Below are 17,875 nucleotides of genomic sequence, written 5' to 3'. Positions count from 1 at the left end.
AACCCTAGTCTTCAATCGCCACTAATTCATCAGTATAACGCTGCCCATTTTGCACATAATGTTCAGCTGATTGCATCAGTAGTTCACGAGTTTTTTCATCTAATGGCTTAATCACTTTTGCGGGTGAACCAAGGGCTAAATGACCATCAGGAATTTCCATACCTTCGGTCACTAAGCTATTCGCACCAATAATACAACCTTTGCCGATTTTAGCGCCGTTCAGTACCACGGCGTTCATGCCAATCAAACTTAAATCGCCGATGGTACAGCCATGTAGCATTACTTTATGGCCAACGGTCACTTGCTTGCCAACTTCAATTGGGAAGCCTTTATCAACATGCAAAATACTGCCGTCTTGAATGTTGCTGTCTTCACCTATGGTGATCTTATCCATGTCTCCGCGCATCACCACATTGAACCAAATACTGGCATTGGGCTTTAGCTCAACATTGCCAATAACACTGGCATTGGGTGCAATGAAACATGACTGGTCGACGAGTGGAACTAATTTACCTAACTGATAACGCATTGTTATATCACCTGTGCATAGCTTATTTTTATTGTATTTCAAGCAGTGTACGTAACTTTAATCATCTTGTTAATAGTCATTATTCTGAATTTGTCGTATGAAAAAAAAACGAATAGTGTTAAAACACTAATCACTTATGTCATAAAAACAACAAAAGGTATGTTATGCAGATAGGTATCCCAAAAGAGTCGTTAAAAGGGGAAAATCGCGTTGCAGCTACCCCGACTTCGGTGAAAGCGTTAAAGCAAAGAGGTTTTGAAGTCGCTATTGAAAAACTCGCGGGTAAAAAAGCAAGTTTTCATGACAGTGATTATGTCGAGCAAGGAGCTACTCTTGTTAGCCAAGACGATGTCTGGCAAAGCGACATTATTTTCAAGGTGAACCCACCTACAGATGATGAAATCGGCCTAATGAAGGAAGGTGCTCATCTCGTCAGTTTTATTCAACCAGCACAAAACAGCGAATTGGTTGAAAAGCTCAAGCAAAAGAATATTACCACCATTGCCATGGACATGGTGCCACGTATGACACGCTCGCAGTCATTAGATGCACTGAGCTCAATGGCAAATATCGCGGGTTATCGTGCCGTTGTTGAAGCGTCACATCAGTTTGGCCGTTTCTTTACAGGTCAAATCACTGCTGCAGGTAACTTACCGCCAGCGAAAGTTATGATTATAGGTGCTGGTGTTGCTGGCCTTGCCGCCATTGGCGCAGCAGGTAGCTTAGGTGCGGTAGTACGTGCCTTTGATACTCGCCCAGAAGTAAAAGAACAAATCGAAAGTATGGGTGCAGAATTCCTTGAATTAGATTTTGAGGAAGAAGATACCGGCAGTGGCGATGGCTACGCTAAGGTAATGAGTAAAGCCTTTATCGAAGCGGAAATGGCCTTGTTCGCTGAGCAAGCCAAAGAAGTGGACATTATTATCACTACTGCGATGATTCCAGGCAAACCGGCGCCTAAATTGATCACCGAGGAAATGGTTGAATCAATGAAACCGGGCAGCGTGATTGTTGACTTGGCTGCCGCTGGTGGCGGTAACTGTGAGCTTACTCAACCGGGTAAGCTGACCACAGTTAAAGGTGTGAAAATTATTGGTTACACCGATTTAGTGTCGCGCTTACCGAATCAATCATCTCAGTTATACGCCAATAACTTAGTGAACCTAACTAAGCTTATTTGCCCTGAAAAAGACGGTGAATTAGTGATTGATTTTGAAGACCAAGTGATCCGCAATATGTTAGTGGTTCACGACGGTGAAGTGACTTTCCCACCACCGCCAATTCAAGTAAGTGCCGCGCCAGCAGCTAAGCCTGAACCTGCGAAGCCAGTTGCGGCAGTTGAAGAAGTGGAAGAAGAAAAGAGCCCCGCGAAAAAATACGCCATGATGGCGGTTGCTGGCCTAGTGTTTGGTTGGGTAGCAAGTGTTGCACCGTCAGATTTCCTCGCGCATTTCACGGTATTCGTACTCGCTTGTGTCGTTGGTTATCACGTTGTTTGGAACGTTACTCACGCATTGCATACGCCGTTGATGAGTGTAACTAATGCTATTTCAGGCATCATTGTTGTTGGTGCGCTGTTGCAAGTAGGCTCAGACAATCTCGTTGTACAAGTGTTGTCGGGCATTGCAATACTAATAGCGACAATCAATATCGTTGGTGGCTTCTTTGTTACCAAGCGTATGTTAAAAATGTTCCAGAAGTAGGAGGGCAACATCATGATATCAACTGGAATTATTACTGCTGCTTATATCGTTGCCGCATTACTATTCATCTTTTCACTGGCTGGTTTAAGTAAGCAAGAAACTGCGCAAGAAGGTAATAACTTTGGTATTGCCGGTATGACGCTTGCCTTACTAGCAACCATTGCTGATCCGCGTGTTGATAACGTTACGGTGATCATCGTTGCTATGGTAATTGGTGCCGCAATTGGTTTCCGCCTAGCAAAACGCGTTGAAATGACCGAAATGCCTGAACTTGTTGCGATTCTTCACAGTTTCGTTGGTTTAGCTGCGGTATTAGTTGGCTTTAACAGCTACTTTGATGCGCACGACAGCTCAGCGTTATTAACCGCTTTATCTGATGAAGCGCGTGTTGAGCAAAACATTCACTTAGTAGAAGTATTCTTAGGTGTATTTATCGGTGCGGTGACCTTCACTGGTTCAATTGTTGCCTTTGGTAAATTACGTGGCCTTATTAACTCTGCGGCATTGATGTTACCTCATCGCCATAAAATGAACTTGGCAGCAGGTGTTGTTAGCTTTGTACTAATGATCATGTTCGTCAACGAAGGTGGTAACGACGGTGCCTTATACCTAATGACGGCTATCGCGTTAGTGTTTGGTTGGCACTTAGTGGCATCAATTGGTGGTGCTGATATGCCAGTAGTTGTTTCAATGCTGAACTCATACTCAGGTTGGGCAGCGGCAGCAGCAGGCTTTATGTTAAGTAACGACTTATTGATTGTTACTGGTGCATTAGTAGGTTCATCAGGTGCGATTCTTTCTTACATTATGTGTAAGGCGATGAACCGCTCATTTATTAGCGTAATTGCTGGTGGTTTCGGTACTGAAGTAAGCATTGATACTGACAAAGACTACGGCGAGCATGTTGAAGTTCAAGCTGAGCAAGTGGCAGAAATGTTATCAAACGCTAAGTCAGTGATCATCACACCGGGTTACGGTATGGCGGTAGCACAAGCGCAATACCCAGTGTACGAAATGACGCAAAAGCTAAAAACAAAAGGTGTTGAAGTACGCTTTGGTATTCACCCTGTAGCGGGTCGTTTACCGGGTCATATGAACGTGCTATTGGCGGAAGCGAAAGTACCATATGATATCGTAGAAGGTATGGAAGAAATCAACGAAGATTTCTCTGAAACTGATGTGGTATTGGTAATCGGTGCGAACGATACGGTTAACCCTGCGGCAAGTGAAGACCCAGGTAGCCCAATTGCCGGTATGCCAGTACTTGAAGTATGGAACGCGAAAAACGTTGTTGTGTTTAAGCGCTCAATGAGCACAGGTTACGCTGGTGTACAAAACCCACTGTTCTTTAAAGACAATAGCCAAATGTTATTTGGTGATGCGAAAGAGTCAGTTGATAAAATTGTTCACGCGCTAGCCTAATACGATATTTGCATTAGCAATTAACGCATTTACATAAAGCCAAAGCCTCGCAAATTAGCGGGGCTTTTTTCAGCCCTAAACCTCTTAGTTGATTGGGCGGTTTAGGACTGAAAATAAAAAAAGAGCAACCAGTTAAGGTTGCTCTTTCACTATCTGATGTTAATTAACATTTTGTGGCTGGATAAGTCAGCGCTAATAGAGCCACCATATTAAGCCACACCTTCATTTTAACTATTTAACAATCGTTAACTCATCAACGATATTCTGTGCGTTATCCACGTTTTCCATTGTCCATAACATAAATGGCACGCTGGTGTGAATTGCGCGGTTTAGCTTAGCGTCGTAATCCCAATCACCTATAATTGATTCGTATACGCCATCAAATACTAAGCCAACAAATTCACCTTTACCGTTAAGTGTCGGAGAGCCTGAGTTACCACCCGTGATATCTAACGTTGATAGATAGTTAACTGGCACTGAGCCTAAGCTTTCACGGTAGTATGCGCCATAGTTTTTGTTCTTAATCGCGGTTCGAATATTTTCAAACAAGTCAAACTCATGATCGCCAGCAACGTACTTAGCTAACATACCTTCAAGTGTGGTAAACGGCGTTGCCGTAATGCCATCTTGTGGCGAGTAGCCTTTCACATTACCGTAGGTAATACGTAATGAGCTGTTAGCATCAGCGTATACTGGCTCACCTTTCGATTGTTTAAAGGCGATCATAGCGGCCATATATTGCGGGCGAATTTGTGCCAGTTGGCCAGCTAGTGCTTCGTCTTGCTTTTCAAGTTTGCGATCATTTTCGTATTGTGAAACGGCGAATTGAATGTAGGGATCGTCGCTCGCTTTAAACTCTTCAACTGATTTGTTCATCCACGCTAAACGCACGGCTTCTTGATCAAGTTTCGTGTTGCTGTGCATTTTATCGAGCTTAGCGGCTAACTTTTTCGCATCAAATTCATTGTTTGAATGGTTGCTTAAACCGAAAAACTCATCAAATACGGGGTTGCGCTGCTCAGCAGGGAACTGGGCGTATTGTGCGATAAAATGCGCCAGTACGGCTTTATCAACGGTCGCATCGTAACGTCGATTAACTCGTTTCATCGCTTGGGTGAAACGGTTCATGTCACGCTCTTGATAACCTTTTTTACGCTCGGCATCAGGTTTGTTTTTTTCGTGAGCTAAACGATATAAGCGTTTGGCGACACTGTACATATTGGTGCGAGCAATATAGGCCAAGATTAAATCACGTTCTTGGTGTGACTGACCTTGTGCAATAAGCTCATCAAGATCGGCTAGCGTTTTACCGTATTGGCGCTGGCGTTTTTTCGATGCGTTAATCCAAGCTTTTAGCTCTGCTAATTCCTTTTCTTTGCGCTCAAGCATATCGCCTTTGTTAAAACTCTCGACCATTGAGCCGTAGTTTTTCGCGTAGTTGGCAAGGCCTGCTAGCGTGCTTTCGTATTTGATGCGCGCTTCGCTTTTATCAGGCGCAGTGTTCTTGATAACGTCAATGTATTCTTCGCGATAACGCTTGGCGGTAGGGTATACCCAAGTGAATTGATTCTTCACTTCTTCCACAGTGCGGTAACGGTTTGTGCGACCTGGGTAACCAAGTACCATCACATAGTCGTTTTCTTCAACACCGTTTGCATTCACTTTTAAGAAGGCTCTTGGCTTAAAAGGTACGTTGTCTTTGGAGTAATCGGCAGGCTGGCCGTCTTTGTTTACGTAAGCGCGGTAGAAAGACCAGTCACCTGTGTGGCGTGGCCACATCCAGTTGTCTGTGTCGCCACCGAATTTACCAATGCTAGAAGGCGGTGCGTAAACTAAACGTACATCGCGAATCGCCAGTTGTTTAATGAGGAAGTACTCAAGCCCACCGTGAAAACTAAATACTTCACAGCGGTAATCTTGTGAAGTTTCACATTCAGCTACCAAGGCTTTTTGGTTTTTCTCTATCGCATCAAAATAAGCTTTGCCTTGGGTTGATGACGGAATAGAACCAGTAATTTTCTTGGTAACATTGGTCAGCGACTCGGTTACGTATACACGAGAACCCGGTGCAGCCTGTAATTCTTCAGATAAAGATTTTGCGACAAAACCTTGCTCTAGCAGGTTTTTCTCTTCTGTTGAGTTGTATTGAATCGAGCCATAAGCACAGTGATGATTGGTGACTACTAGCCCTTGTTCAGATAAAAACGATGCCGTACAGCCACCTAAGCTGATAATGGCATTCATTGGGAATTGGTTTAGGTTTTCCATTTGTGTTGGATCAAGCTCAAGCCCAGCTTGTTTAAGCTTACCGCTGATTTCTTGAAGTTGATGTGGTTGCCACATACCTTCGTCAGCATGCGCTGACATTGATGCTGAACCAACAGCTAAAAGTGATGCCATCGACAGTGCTTTATAGAGCACATTAGGCAATCGATTTTTGATCATGATTTTTCCTATTTTGTTTTTATGCGTTGGCTACTTAGGGGGATCTAGTAGCTGCTTGCGATATGACGCAAACATATTAATTAAATTGAGATAATATAACAATGTTTCCTATTGCAAAGCGCCAAGAGCTTATGAACCTGTGCAGGCATGTTTCTATATCTTTGTGCGCTAATCAGTAACAGCTTGTTACTCATCAAGTAATCCACTCGCTTGCCACCAGCTTAGCAAGTATAATATGCCTCTTTGAAAATCTGATATTAAGTTGAACACCATGTCTTTACCTCCATGTCCACAATGCCAATCTGAATATGTTTATCAAGATCAAAGCCTATTAATTTGCCCTGAATGTGCTTACGAGTGGGATCCTGCCGAAGTTGCAGAGGAAGAAGCGATCAAAGTAAAAGATGCAAATGGTGCCTTGCTTGCTGATGGCGATAAAGTGACAGTAATTAAAGACCTTAAAATCAAAGGCAGTTCACAAGTGATTAAAATTGGTACCAAAGCGACTGTTCGCCGCGTATTGGATAAGAAAGATCACGAGCTAGACTGCAAAGTTGATGGCGTTGGCGAAATGATGGTAACAGCGCAGTTTGTGAAAAAGGCCTAGTTTTCTAACGTTAGCTGCGCTCGCTAAACGCTTCCTGCGTTGGCCATTCCTCACATATGTGTTTGGCAAAAGCTACCCAGCCTTTGCTCGCGACAAAGGATAGAAAGTTTTTCCGTTGCTTGGTACAAGGCGTTTCTATCTTATCCCGAATTCACCTTAGCCAAGGCTTGGCATAGTTTGCTAAGCTAGCGGCTAATATATTGTTAGTTTAAGAAATTTTTATGGGCGATTTAATTAGCCAGTGGGTTGGCTTCATTAATGGGTACCTGTGGGGCAGTGTGTTAATTTACTTGCTTACAGGTTGTGGTATTTGGTTTAGCTTGCGCTTAAAGTTGATTCAGTTGCGCCATTTCAAGCATATGTTTAGCTTGTTAAAACTCAGCCGAAATAGCAGTGAAAATGGTATTTCGTCGTTTCAGGCGCTTTGTACATCCTTAGCCGCGCGTGTGGGTACGGGCAACTTAATGGGGGTGGCGGTCGCTATCAGTTTAGGTGGTCCAGGGGCGATTTTCTGGATGTGGCTGATTGCCTTTTTCGGTATGGCAACCGCTTACGCCGAAAGTGCACTAGGGCAGCTGTATAAAGAGAAAGACGAAAACAATAACTTTCGCGGTGGCCCCGCCTATTATATGCGCAAAGGGATAAACAGCCCGAAGCTCGCCATTACCTTTTCATTGTGTTTATTCTTTGGTTATGGCTTTGTCTTTAGCTCAGTACAAGCCAATTCTATTACCGATGCATTCCAAGGCTCGTTTGGCATTGACCCATTAATGTCGGGCATCGTTATCACCTTGCTAGCGGCCTATATTATTATTGGTGGCCTGCGTAATATCGCACGTTTTGCTGAACTAGCTGTACCATTTATGGGGGTCGCTTATGTACTAGTTGCACTGTTTGTCATTGCCATCAATATTGAACAAATTCCGGCTATTTTAATGCAAATCATTGGCTCAGCGTTTGGCTGGCAAGAAGCCGGTGGCGGTGTGGTTGGCGCAGCCATTATTCATGGGGTTCAACGTGGCTTGTACTCGAATGAAGCTGGTATGGGTAGCTCGCCTAACGCTGCGGCTGCGGCTGAACCAATGCCTCATCACCCAGCATCACAAGGTTATATTCAATCGTTAGCGGTATTTTTCGATACCATGGTCATTTGTACTTGTACCGCGATTATTATTTTACTAGCGGGCGATTCTCTTGATGGCGTGATGGGTATTCAGCTGACGCAGCAAGCTTTAGCATTGCAAGTGGGTAGCTGGGGCGCTGAGTTTATTACGCTGGCAATTCTATTCTTTGGCTTTACTTCAATCGTCGCGAATTATGCTTACGCGGATAACAACTTAAAGTACTTGAAGTTAGATAATCCAATTGGTCGCTGGTTCTTACGCATTGGCTTTTTGGCAATGTTGGTATTTGGTTCATCAGCTTCTTTGCCGCAGGTGATTGCACTTGCTGATATGGCAACCGGTCTAATGACAGTGGTTAATGTGACTGCGTTGTTCTTGTTGTCAAAAGTCGTTATTCGAATTACCAAAGACTATCAACAGCAGCTTTCAAAAGGTGAGTTGCCTACGTTTGAAGCCAGCGAAGAAACAGAGAAATCGCTAGGGTTAACACAGGGTGTTTGGCGAAAATAGGCGTATACTTAGCGAATAGTTAATACGGTTATTCGCTAATAATTACTCTCAAAGTAAGATGCTTAATGTCACACTACAACCTAATTACGGGGTAGTGATATTTGAACTCGATGGGCAGCTATCCGTGCAGGATTTTATCCATGCTGCCCATAAAATCGACCCTTATATTGATCACGCTGGTGGCCTTAAAGGTGGGCTGGTTTGTGTGCTAGGCTGGCCAGTTTGGGAGTCGTTTGCTGCCTTTAGCCAGCATCTCGCGTTTATTCGAAATCACCACCATCATATGGCGAAAGTTGCCATTGTCTCCAACTCCACTTCCTTCAAACTATTTGCGCCAATTTATGGCACCAGCCTACAGTGCCAAATTAAGTGTTTTGCGATTGATGCAATCGAGTCAGGTAAAGACTGGATTCTCGCTGATTAGTCTTGCTTATTTTGCTATTGGTGTTAACTCAACTTAAATAAGCTTAGACAAGTTCTCTGTGCTATCGACATTACAGTAGCCAAACTGCAACGCCGCCATAAAAGCTGCATGAACGTGTTTGGCTGGTACGGTCTCACCTTCGAACGTTAAGTCTAAGGTTGCACAGGCATCGTGTGCCAAGTGGCTGTCATAGCCGAAATCAACGGCAGCGCGAGTAACCGCATCAATACAATTATGGGTCATTGCTCCGACAATAATTAACTGGTCGATGTTACGCTCATCTAATACTGCTTTTAGAGATGTCTCGCGAAAACTGTTTGCGTGTTGTTTCTGTATCACCGACTCGCCATCAATTGGCGCTAGGCTTTGATGAATTTTCGCACCGTCAGAATTTGGTAAGAAAAACGGCGCTTCTTCTGTTGGAAATTCATGGCGAACATGAATCACAGGAAGTTGTTTTTCGCGAAATTGTGCCAGTAATACTTGTGCTTTTGCCGCTGCTGCTTCGGTACCTGAAAGTGCCCATTTTGCCCCTTCATATGTTGGAAAATAATCGTTTTGAAAGTCAATTAATAGTAGTGCTGTATTTGCCATGTTAAGCCTCGTTTTTTGGTTTAAATACGTTTTGTTGTTTAAGTAAGTGTTCAGCCGCTGCTGAATCAGTAAGGCTATTTTGAAGAAACTTTGCTAGGCTTACGCATGGCATTAATGACATTGAACAAGGTAAAAGTGACAAATAAAGGTAGTAACAAGATAAAGCAAGTTAGCCGTCATGTTGATTGCACTAAAACTATTAGAGTTGTGATCATCAATTACCCAGGTGCTATGCAAAGTGCCGTGTATGGCTTGCTAGAACTATTAAACTTGGCGAATAAAATTATTGCAGATGAGCAATTAGCAATGACTTTTAGCGTCCAAATAACCACACCAGAGAAGTTGAGTGCAGATGAAGAAGGCGCTTTTGATTTACCGCCCGAAGTGATTATTCTGCCGCCTAATTTAGATGGCGAATATTATTTAAATGCTGGGCAGCCGCTGCTCAATTTCCTGAAACAAAACCACCAAGCAGGCTCTACGTTATGCTCGGCTTGTGCTGGCGCTTTTATATTGGCGCAAACAGGCTTGTTAACCAATAGAACTGCCACGACACATTGGGGCTTGGCTGATGAATTGCAGCGTGAATACCCGCAAATTCGCGTTAAGTCAGAAAGTATTTTGATTAACGATGGAGATATTGTCAGCGCGGGCGGGTTAATGTCTTGGCTAGATCTGGGCTTAGAGTTGGTCGGTCAATATGCCAAGCCTCACGTGATGCGGAAACTGGGCAAGTACCTGATTGTAGATACCGGAAAGCGCGAGCAGCGCTATTATCAAAGCTTTACGCCAACATTCGATCATGGCAATCAAGCAATGCTCGCGGTGCAGCACTATATTCAGGCAAATTACGACACTAAGCTTAACAATAAGGTGTTGGCTGGTGTGGCTCACACATCAGAGCGCACGTTAATACGCCAATTCAGCCAAGCCACTGGCCTGAAGCCTGTTCAGTATATTCAACGTTTACGAGTGCAAAAAGCTTGCGATATGTTGGAATCTAGCGCATTGAGTTTTGAACAAATAGCGCTGTCGTTGGGCTATGAAGATGCCAGCAGTTTACGCAAAGTGTTTGTAAAAATTGTTGGCCTAGCACCGTCCGAGTTTCGGGCAAGATTTATTTAACTCTACTGTTGCTGGCATATGTAACTGGCATATGTAACTGAAATATTTAATTGGAATAGTTGGCAAGTAAGCTCGCATCAACTGTGGGATAGGGTATATAATCGCGCGATTATTTTAGGTGTTGGTGGAAAAAGAAAATGAGTGTTGATGCAATTGGCTTATCAGAAGGGTTATTAAAAGCAGTTAAGCTATGTGGTTATAAGCAATTAACCCCTATCCAGCAACAAGCAATCCCAATTATTCGCACTGGCAGTGATGTGCTGGCGAGTGCACAAACAGGTACTGGTAAAACAGCAGCCTTTACCTTACCTATATTGGATAAGTTAGCTCATCAAGCAACTACTGAAACACCAATATTAAAGGCGCTTATTCTAACGCCAACACGTGAGCTTGCGATTCAAGTCGGCGAAAATATTAAAGAGTACAGCCAATTCTTACCCATTAAACACGGTGTGATTTTTGGCGGTGCGGGCATGGCTGGGCAAGAAAAAGTGCTTAAAGCTGGCGTTGATATTTTAGTCGCGACACCTGGCCGTTTGCTAGAGCATTTGCAACTGCGCAACCTTTCACTTTCTCAAGTTAAATACATGGTGCTTGATGAAGCCGATCGTATGCTCGATATGGGATTTTTAAACGATATTGAACGCATTAGCGAGCATATTAAGCACAAACACCAAACGTTAATGTTTAGTGCGACCTTTTCAAACAAAGTTAAAACCTTAGCGAATCAAATCCTACATACACCAAAAACCATTGAAGTGGCGAAACAAAACACCACGTCAGGCAAAGTGAAACAGGCGGTTTATTGGGTGTCGGAAGCACGTAAACGCGAGTTGTTGTCAGAAATTATTGGTGTGAATAATTGGCACCAAGTCATGGTGTTTGCCGGCACACGTGAAAGTGCCAATCAACTGGCCAAAGAATTAAAGCTTGATGGTATTAAAGCGGCACTTTGTCATGGTGAAAAATCACAAGGTGCGCGTAACAAAGCATTGGAACAATTTGTTGCTGGCGAAGTACGCGTATTGGTGGCAACTGATGTCGCAGCGCGTGGCCTAGATATTCCGAACCTGCCGTATGTCGTGAACTTCCATTTACCATTTTTAGCAGAAGATTACGTGCACCGCGTGGGTCGTACTGGTCGTGCGGGCAAATCTGGTACTGCCATTTCATTAGTTAGCCCAAAGGATGAAAAATTTTTAGGAAATATTGAACAGCTTATTGGCCGTAAATTTGAAAAAATAGTGCTGCCGGGCTATGAAATGACAGAGTCTGAATACGATGCTAGCAAGCGCCATGTAACTGAAGCTGCTAAGAAGAACCGCTATCAAACCACACGCGATAAAAATCGCGTTATTGCCGAAAAAAACGGCGCCAATAAAAAAGGCGCTGACAAACGCAGTGCTGGCGCTAAAAATGTTAAACACAAGTCAAAAGGTAAAGCTAGCGCAGTAAAAAAAGTGAAAAAGCGCAGATAGTACTCGCTGGCTACTTGCGGCAGAACGGGCAGAGTATAGGTGAAAGGAATAAGTGCAAGGAATAGGTGCAAAGATTAAATGCAGGAAAGCATTGAACTCTTAGTCGATATTCCCTTTGAATATCGCCATACCTGCTGGTTTTGTGGTGAGCCAAGTGATCAATTCGTTACTTTTCCTCATGCTCGCCATATTGTGTTGGCTTGTCCTCACCCTAAGTTGACCTTACCGAGTTGCCGCGAATGCCGACAACTTGCTTATCAAACCAAAGTCGAACACGTATGGCATTTACGCGATCAAGTGAAAGTAGGGCTGATTCGAAAGTATCGCAAAGACTTAGCGATTGGTATTAATTGGACACCTGAAGAGCTAGCCAATGCTGGTTTTGAAGGAGGCAATTTCGAATCCTTCCAACGCAGTGCATGGTTTATGTATGAGGTTGCTCGCGATCGCGTCAATTATCGCGGTTGGCTGTTGTCGCTTGGCGGCGAAGATATCGAACATGAAACCAATGCACTTAGTTTTGATTTTGATGGTGTTTATTACCCATCAATTAACGAGGCAATTTCACATTTCAGTCAAAACTTTGGATTTAATCGACAGGTATTGGTTAAAACATTGGCAATAGTTGGCACAGAACAGTTTGCCAAGGCGGTAAGGTTTTGCCGTTTATTGGTGGCGGCAACACCAGATGAGGTTAACGCTGCACTTGCTGAGCTAAAAGCTCAACAAGCAAAATAGCGGCACGCCGAGCGTGCTTGAACACAGTAAAAAGTGGCGCAGGTAGTGCCCAAATTTATACTAAGCTTAGGCGTGGTGCCATGTTCATTTTTTTACGATAAAGCGCTTGGTCAGCTCGTTCGAAAAAGCTCTTTTCAGTGTCAGCGCGATTCATAAAAGTAGCGCCTAAGCTGCACGATACTTGATACTTTTCTAAATAACCATCAGCAGCGACAGCATCGTGAATGCGGTGATAAATCACTTCTAACGATTCTTTGCCTGCACATTCAATTAGTACTACAAACTCATCACCACCAAAACGGAATAAGCTATCAGAATCGCGCACACTCACACGTAGTGCATCAGCGAAATGTACCAACACTTTATCGCCCACAGCATGACCATAGGTGTCGTTTATCGCTTTAAATTTATTAAGGTCGGCAACAATAAGCCCGACCTGATTGTGACTGCGATTGGCTTGATGCATCGCTCGTTTAATTTGCTCGTCAAAATAACGGCGATTACCTAGGCCCGTTAAGCTGTCTTGCATCGCAAGCATTAATGCAGTGCGGTAAGTTAACGCATTGTTTAACGGATTCAGGAAGTAGCGGTGTAGCTCATTGAGTATTTTTTCGTTACTACCTGACAGCGGCGTATTTAAACCATAAACTAATCGACCAAGGTGTTGCCCATTTAGTGACAGGTTGAAATGCCGAGAGATTTTACCACTGCGGCTACCTCGAATACTGGCTTCAACACTTTCTGCTTTGAAGCTTAGGCCACTAAATTCAACATAACGGCTCGCCATCATCGCGAACTTGTTTAGTAGTTCGTTAAGGTCAAGCGTGGTTTGCAACTGTTCAAGCAAGGCCAAGCCAAGTTGATTGTTTTCTAAATGGTTGGATTCAAATAACCTGAACGCATTAAAGTCGGAAAACTGTTGTTCTAATAAGTTGAGCGTTTGCATAAAACTACCTGCTAATACTGCGTTTGTGGTATGTCAAAAAATTGTTATACCGCTGTGTTGGTATAGTTAAAGCAAACACCGTGCCTACTCTTGGACGGACGAGTTAAGTATTTTAATTACCTGAATACTAAGGTATAAGTGATGGGTACAAATGAAGTGTATCGGTTAACGGTATAAATTGGTGTTAGTAGAACACCTGTGAGATAAGCTTGCAGACCTGCCAATTCCCGACGACTCTCGACAAACCACAGCTTGCAAGGAGCAGATGTGATAGCTCATCTTGAAATTCTCGCCATACTCGCCTGTGCGGTATTAATTGTATTTGTATTTCGCAAGCTTAATTTGCCTGCCATTTTGGCTTACTTAGTCGCTGGCGTGCTGGTGGGTGAGCATGGGCTAGCGTTATCAAACGAGCATGTTGATTACGAGCATTTTGCTGAACTTGGCATTGTTTTCTTGCTCTTTACCCTTGGCCTAGAATTCTCATTGCCGCGATTATTGGCTATGCGCCATTTAGTGTTGGCAGTGGGCAGCCTGCAAGTATTGATTTCAATGGCCTTTATTATGGTTGTGTCCATGCTATTTGGCTTGTCATTTGCCGCCAGCTTTGTGGTCGGTGGTATTTTGGCGCTTTCGTCTACCGCGATTGTCATTAAACAGCTGAGTGAAACTGGGGCGATGAAGCGCAAGTCCGGTCAAATTTCTGTGGCCGTACTTTTATTCCAAGACGTTGCGGTTGTCCCTTTGTTAATTGTCATTCCTTTGCTAGCCCCACAAAACGAAGGCTCGATGTTTATCGCACTAGCATGGGCGCTGATCAAAGGTGTGTTTGTTGTTGGCATTCTATTCTTTGTCGGTAAATGGTTGCTGCCACGCTTATTTAACTTAGTGGCTAAAGTGCGTACCGATGAGCTCTTTGTGTTAACCACCTTGTTAGTGACCTTAATGGCAGCATCGTTAACGCAGTGGTTTGGTCTATCAATGGCATTAGGTGCATTCCTGGCCGGTATGATGCTTGGCGAAAGTGAGTACAAATATCAGCTGGAAGCGGATATTCGCCCTTACCGTGATATTTTGCTCGGCTTATTCTTTGTTACTGTTGGCATGAAACTAGACATTAGTTTATTGCTGGCATCTCCCGGCACTTTATTAATAACTATGCTTGCCTTTATGTTAGCAAAAACCTTGATCGTTCAATGGGCGGCGGTTCGTGCCGGCGAAGCGAAAAAAGACGCTTGGGCAACCGGTTTTATGCTGGCACAAATGGGGGAATTTGGCTTTGTACTAGTGGCACTTGCCACGCAAGTGAATGTGTTAGCTAATGATGTTGCATCGTTGCTACTGGGGGCAGGGGTTATCAGTATGGCGATTACCCCATACATTATTAACAATGCCCGAAAGTGGGGGCGCTGGCTAGCTAACGAAGACCCAGTAGACACTTCAGATTTAACGGATTTGCCAGAAACCACGCAATCGCTAAAAGACCACGTGATTATTTGTGGCTTTGGCCGCATTGGTCAAACAGTGAGCCGCTTTTTAAAACAAGAGCATATCGAATTTGTTGCTATTGATATTGATCCGCTGCGCACGCGCAAAGCTCGAGAGGCTGGTGAAAACGTATTATTCGGCTCATCACGACAAACTGAGCTGCTGCATGCGGCACATTTGTCAGAAGCAAAGCTAGTCGTTATCGCGTTTGGTGAAGACAAACAATCAGCAGAAGTGATTCAACGCGTGCGTAGTTTGTCGCCAGAAGTGCCAATCTTGGTGAGAACACGCAATGATGATCAGTTAGAAATGCTGCAAAAAGCGGGTGCCAATGAAGTGGTGCCAGAGAGTTTAGAAGGTGCACTAATGCTGGTTTCACAAGTGCTAACCTTGTCTGGCGTGCCATTTTCTCGCGTTGTGCGCCGCGTGCAACGCGAGCGGAAAAATCACTACAACCATTTACATGGCTTCTTCCAAGGTGAACAAACCGATATGAGTCCTGAAGCAGTTGAGCGCATAGAATTTGCTCACGCGATTTTACTCACTGAAGACTCATTCGCCAATGGGCACAGCATTGGCAGTTTAGATTTAGCCAGCAGGCGGGTAAGTGTTATTGCCTTAAAGCGTGATGGCGTGGAAATTGACGAGCCCGACAATAACACCTTATTACAAGCGCAAGATACGTTAGTGTTACGCGGCAAACCTCGAAGAGTTGAACGTACAGAGCGCTACCTGCACGAAGGTGATTGACCGTATTGGCGATTTAGTTTGGTGTTTACGATATCGCTTATGGATAAAAAAGCCCCAAGCTCATTAATAATACTTAGCTTGGGGCTGGCTAGCACTAGGCTAGCGATTTGAGCCAATGCCTTGCTAGGGGAGACTAACGCAGCGTTGGCTGTCTACTACATGGTAAAATTTTCTCGGCTCATTTTCGTTATAGAAAACCTTTAATGAAGGCATTAATTGAAGGCATTTGTTAAAAGCACTTATTGAAAAGCGACTACCTTTTGGGTTTGTTGCCCCATGCCTTCAATACCTAAAGAAATTTGGTCACCAACATTGAGGTAAACGGGGGGCTTTTGACCTAAGCCTACTCCCGGCGGTGTACCAGTAGAGATAACATCGCCCGGTTGTAAGGTGGTAAACTGGCTTAAGTAACTCACAATATAGGCTGGGCTAAATATCATGGTATTGGTGTTGCCGCTTTGATATCGCTTGCCATTCACTTCGAGCCACATGCCGATATTAGTAATATCGCTAACTTCATCTTTAGTCACTAAATAAGGGCCAAGCGGTCCGAAGCTGTCACAACCTTTACCTTTATCCCACTGACAGCCGCGTTCCAGTTGAAAATTACGCTCAGAAATATCATTACAAATACAATAGCCAGCAATGTGCTCCTCCGCTTCTTGCTCACTAACGTAGGAAGCAGCCTTGCCAACCACAATCGCTAACTCCACTTCCCAATCAAGCTTGGTGCTGTTTTTGGGCTTAATAACGTCATCGTTTGGGCCACTAATCGCACTGGTGAACTTAGAAAACACTTCAGGTTCATCCGGAATCGGCATATTTGATTCAGCAGCGTGGTCGGCATAATTAAGACCAATACAAATAAATTTTCCGACATTATTGACACAGGCACCTAGGCGGGTTTGTCCATCGATAATAGGTAAACTGTTAATATCTATGGCATTAAGACGCGACAGGCTCTCATGGCTTAAGGTTTGTCCGTCAATGTCAGTAACCGCAGATGACAAATCGCGAATATTGCCATTAGCATCTAAAATACCCGGCTTTTCAGCGCCTTTTGCGCCAAAGCGTAATAGTTTCATGGTTTGATTACCTCTGATAATTCTTATTAATTGCGTTGATGTTGGCTAACTAGTTGTTCAGCGTGACAAAGCCACCATCAACGGGAAAGTTACTGCCAGTAATAAAGGCCGCCTGCGGTGAGCATAAATAGGCAACTACGCTGGCAACTTCATCTGGTGTGCCCATGCGTCCGATAGGTTGCGTTTTCGATAATTTGTCGAACATTTCTGCTTTGTTATCTGGGTAGTTTTTATCCAGAAAGGCATCCACGAAAGGTGTGTGTACACGCCCTGGCGATACACAATTACAGCGAATGTTGTCGCTGAGATAGTCTTTGGCGATAGAATAGGTCATGGTGAGTACGGCGCCTTTAGTCATTGAATAGGCAAAGCGATCGGCAATACCAACACTAGATGCCACCGATGCCATATTGATGATGATGCCCGATTGCTGTTTTTTCATCGCTGAAATAGCCGCTAGCGCACAATGGTAAACACCCTTAACATTCACGCTATAAAGCTTATCCAGCTCAGCTTCACTGGTTTCTTCTATGGTGCCAACCGCGCCAATGCCAGCATTATTGATCAAAATATCGATGCCGTGTTCGGCCGCTATTTCATTAAAAACTTGGGTGACTTGTTCGCCGTCTGCAACATTGAGCGCCACACTAATGGCGCTACTGGCATTAGCGACTTTCTTATTAATTAGCTCTTGGGTTTGCTGAGCTGCGGCTAAATCAAGGTCGGCAATAACCACTTTATACCCTTGTTTAGCCAGAGTGATGGCAATCGCTTGCCCGATACCGCTGCCACCACCGGTGACAATCGCAGTTGATGATAACTGACTCATAAAAACTTCCTTTGTAGTACTTTTATTCGTGACTAATCGCTAATATTGAATTTGATGACAACTACTTGAATGCAATGA

At 44.0% G+C, this 17,875-nt stretch carries 15 protein-coding genes; 9 read left to right on the top strand and 6 right to left on the bottom strand.

All coding sequences use genetic code 11. The features are described from left to right. Positions 1–4: 4 nt before the first annotated feature. The gene (locus tag DXX92_RS12400; RefSeq protein ID WP_116000721.1) at positions 5–529 is read right to left on the bottom strand and encodes a gamma carbonic anhydrase family protein; all 525 of its coding nucleotides are present in this window, start codon (positions 527–529) and stop codon (positions 5–7) included. Positions 530–693: 164 nt separating this feature from the next. Here DXX92_RS12400 and DXX92_RS12395 point away from each other — a divergent pair, with 164 nt between their 5' ends. Both DXX92_RS12395 and pntB read left to right on the top strand, forming a co-directional pair. Further along, entirely contained in the window at positions 694–2,232 is a 1,539-nt protein-coding gene (locus tag DXX92_RS12395; protein ID WP_116000720.1) for a Re/Si-specific NAD(P)(+) transhydrogenase subunit alpha, read from the top strand. A 15-nt stretch (positions 2,233–2,247) separates the two neighbouring features. Next, positions 2,248–3,654: a Re/Si-specific NAD(P)(+) transhydrogenase subunit beta gene (gene pntB, locus DXX92_RS12390; protein WP_116002417.1), complete on the top strand. Its 1,407-nt coding sequence runs from the start codon at positions 2,248–2,250 to the stop codon at positions 3,652–3,654. Positions 3,655–3,885: 231 nt separating this feature from the next. Here pntB and DXX92_RS12385 read toward each other — a convergent pair whose 3' ends face one another. Then, a complete protein-coding gene (locus tag DXX92_RS12385; RefSeq protein ID WP_116002416.1) occupies positions 3,886–6,054 on the bottom strand; it encodes a S46 family peptidase in 2,169 nt (722 codons plus the stop codon). 316 nt (positions 6,055–6,370) lie between these two features. On the opposite strand from DXX92_RS12385, the gene DXX92_RS12380 reads away from it, so the two are divergent. The 3 genes from DXX92_RS12380 to DXX92_RS12370 all read left to right on the top strand — a co-directional run bounded on the left by DXX92_RS12380 (position 6,371) and on the right by DXX92_RS12370 (position 8,764). After that, a complete protein-coding gene (locus DXX92_RS12380) occupies positions 6,371–6,706 on the top strand; it encodes a zinc ribbon domain-containing protein YjdM (RefSeq protein ID WP_116002415.1) in 336 nt (111 codons plus the stop codon). A 221-nt stretch (positions 6,707–6,927) separates the two neighbouring features. Beyond that, positions 6,928–8,340: an alanine/glycine:cation symporter family protein gene (locus DXX92_RS12375; RefSeq protein WP_116000719.1), complete on the top strand. Its 1,413-nt coding sequence runs from the start codon at positions 6,928–6,930 to the stop codon at positions 8,338–8,340. A 58-nt stretch (positions 8,341–8,398) separates the two neighbouring features. Continuing rightward, positions 8,399–8,764, top strand: coding sequence for an STAS/SEC14 domain-containing protein (locus tag DXX92_RS12370; protein WP_116000718.1), 366 nt, complete (start codon positions 8,399–8,401; stop codon positions 8,762–8,764). A 33-nt stretch (positions 8,765–8,797) separates the two neighbouring features. Here the strand turns inward: DXX92_RS12370 and DXX92_RS12365 are convergent, their stop codons facing one another. Continuing rightward, complete coding sequence (locus DXX92_RS12365; protein ID WP_116000717.1) at positions 8,798–9,358, bottom strand: cysteine hydrolase family protein; 561 nt, start codon at positions 9,356–9,358, stop codon at positions 8,798–8,800. Between the two features lie 105 nt (positions 9,359–9,463). On the opposite strand from DXX92_RS12365, the gene DXX92_RS12360 reads away from it, so the two are divergent. From DXX92_RS12360 to DXX92_RS12350, 3 genes are all read left to right on the top strand, one after another. Then, positions 9,464–10,483 carry a GlxA family transcriptional regulator gene (locus tag DXX92_RS12360; protein ID WP_116000716.1) on the top strand — a complete coding sequence of 340 codons (1,020 nt, stop codon included), beginning with the start codon at positions 9,464–9,466 and terminating at the stop codon, positions 10,481–10,483. A 137-nt stretch (positions 10,484–10,620) separates the two neighbouring features. Further along, entirely contained in the window at positions 10,621–11,961 is a 1,341-nt protein-coding gene (locus DXX92_RS12355) for a DEAD/DEAH box helicase (RefSeq protein WP_116000715.1), read from the top strand. A gap of 78 nt (positions 11,962–12,039) precedes the next feature. Next, positions 12,040–12,699 (top strand): hypothetical protein, encoded by a 660-nt coding sequence (locus tag DXX92_RS12350; RefSeq protein ID WP_116000714.1) that lies wholly within the window; start codon positions 12,040–12,042, stop codon positions 12,697–12,699. Positions 12,700–12,754: 55 nt separating this feature from the next. Here DXX92_RS12350 and DXX92_RS12345 read toward each other — a convergent pair whose 3' ends face one another. Continuing rightward, on the bottom strand, positions 12,755–13,645 hold the full coding sequence (locus DXX92_RS12345; RefSeq protein ID WP_116000713.1) for a GGDEF domain-containing protein: 891 nt from the start codon (positions 13,643–13,645) through the stop codon (positions 12,755–12,757). 267 nt (positions 13,646–13,912) lie between these two features. Between DXX92_RS12345 and DXX92_RS12340 the strand changes: the two genes are divergently transcribed. Beyond that, positions 13,913–15,883 (top strand): monovalent cation:proton antiporter family protein, encoded by a 1,971-nt coding sequence (locus DXX92_RS12340; RefSeq protein ID WP_116000712.1) that lies wholly within the window; start codon positions 13,913–13,915, stop codon positions 15,881–15,883. A 239-nt stretch (positions 15,884–16,122) separates the two neighbouring features. Here DXX92_RS12340 and DXX92_RS12335 read toward each other — a convergent pair whose 3' ends face one another. Next, on the bottom strand, positions 16,123–16,968 hold the full coding sequence (locus DXX92_RS12335) for a fumarylacetoacetate hydrolase family protein (protein WP_116000711.1): 846 nt from the start codon (positions 16,966–16,968) through the stop codon (positions 16,123–16,125). A 49-nt stretch (positions 16,969–17,017) separates the two neighbouring features. Beyond that, positions 17,018–17,797, bottom strand: a complete 780-nt coding sequence (locus tag DXX92_RS12330; RefSeq protein ID WP_116000710.1) for an SDR family NAD(P)-dependent oxidoreductase — start codon at positions 17,795–17,797, stop codon at positions 17,018–17,020. Positions 17,798–17,875 lie beyond the last annotated feature (78 nt).

It is taken from the genome of Thalassotalea euphylliae (assembly GCF_003390395.1).
Lineage (GTDB): Bacteria > Pseudomonadota > Gammaproteobacteria > Enterobacterales > Alteromonadaceae > Thalassotalea_F > Thalassotalea_F euphylliae_C.
This window is presented reverse-complemented; position numbering and strand designations above follow the sequence as displayed.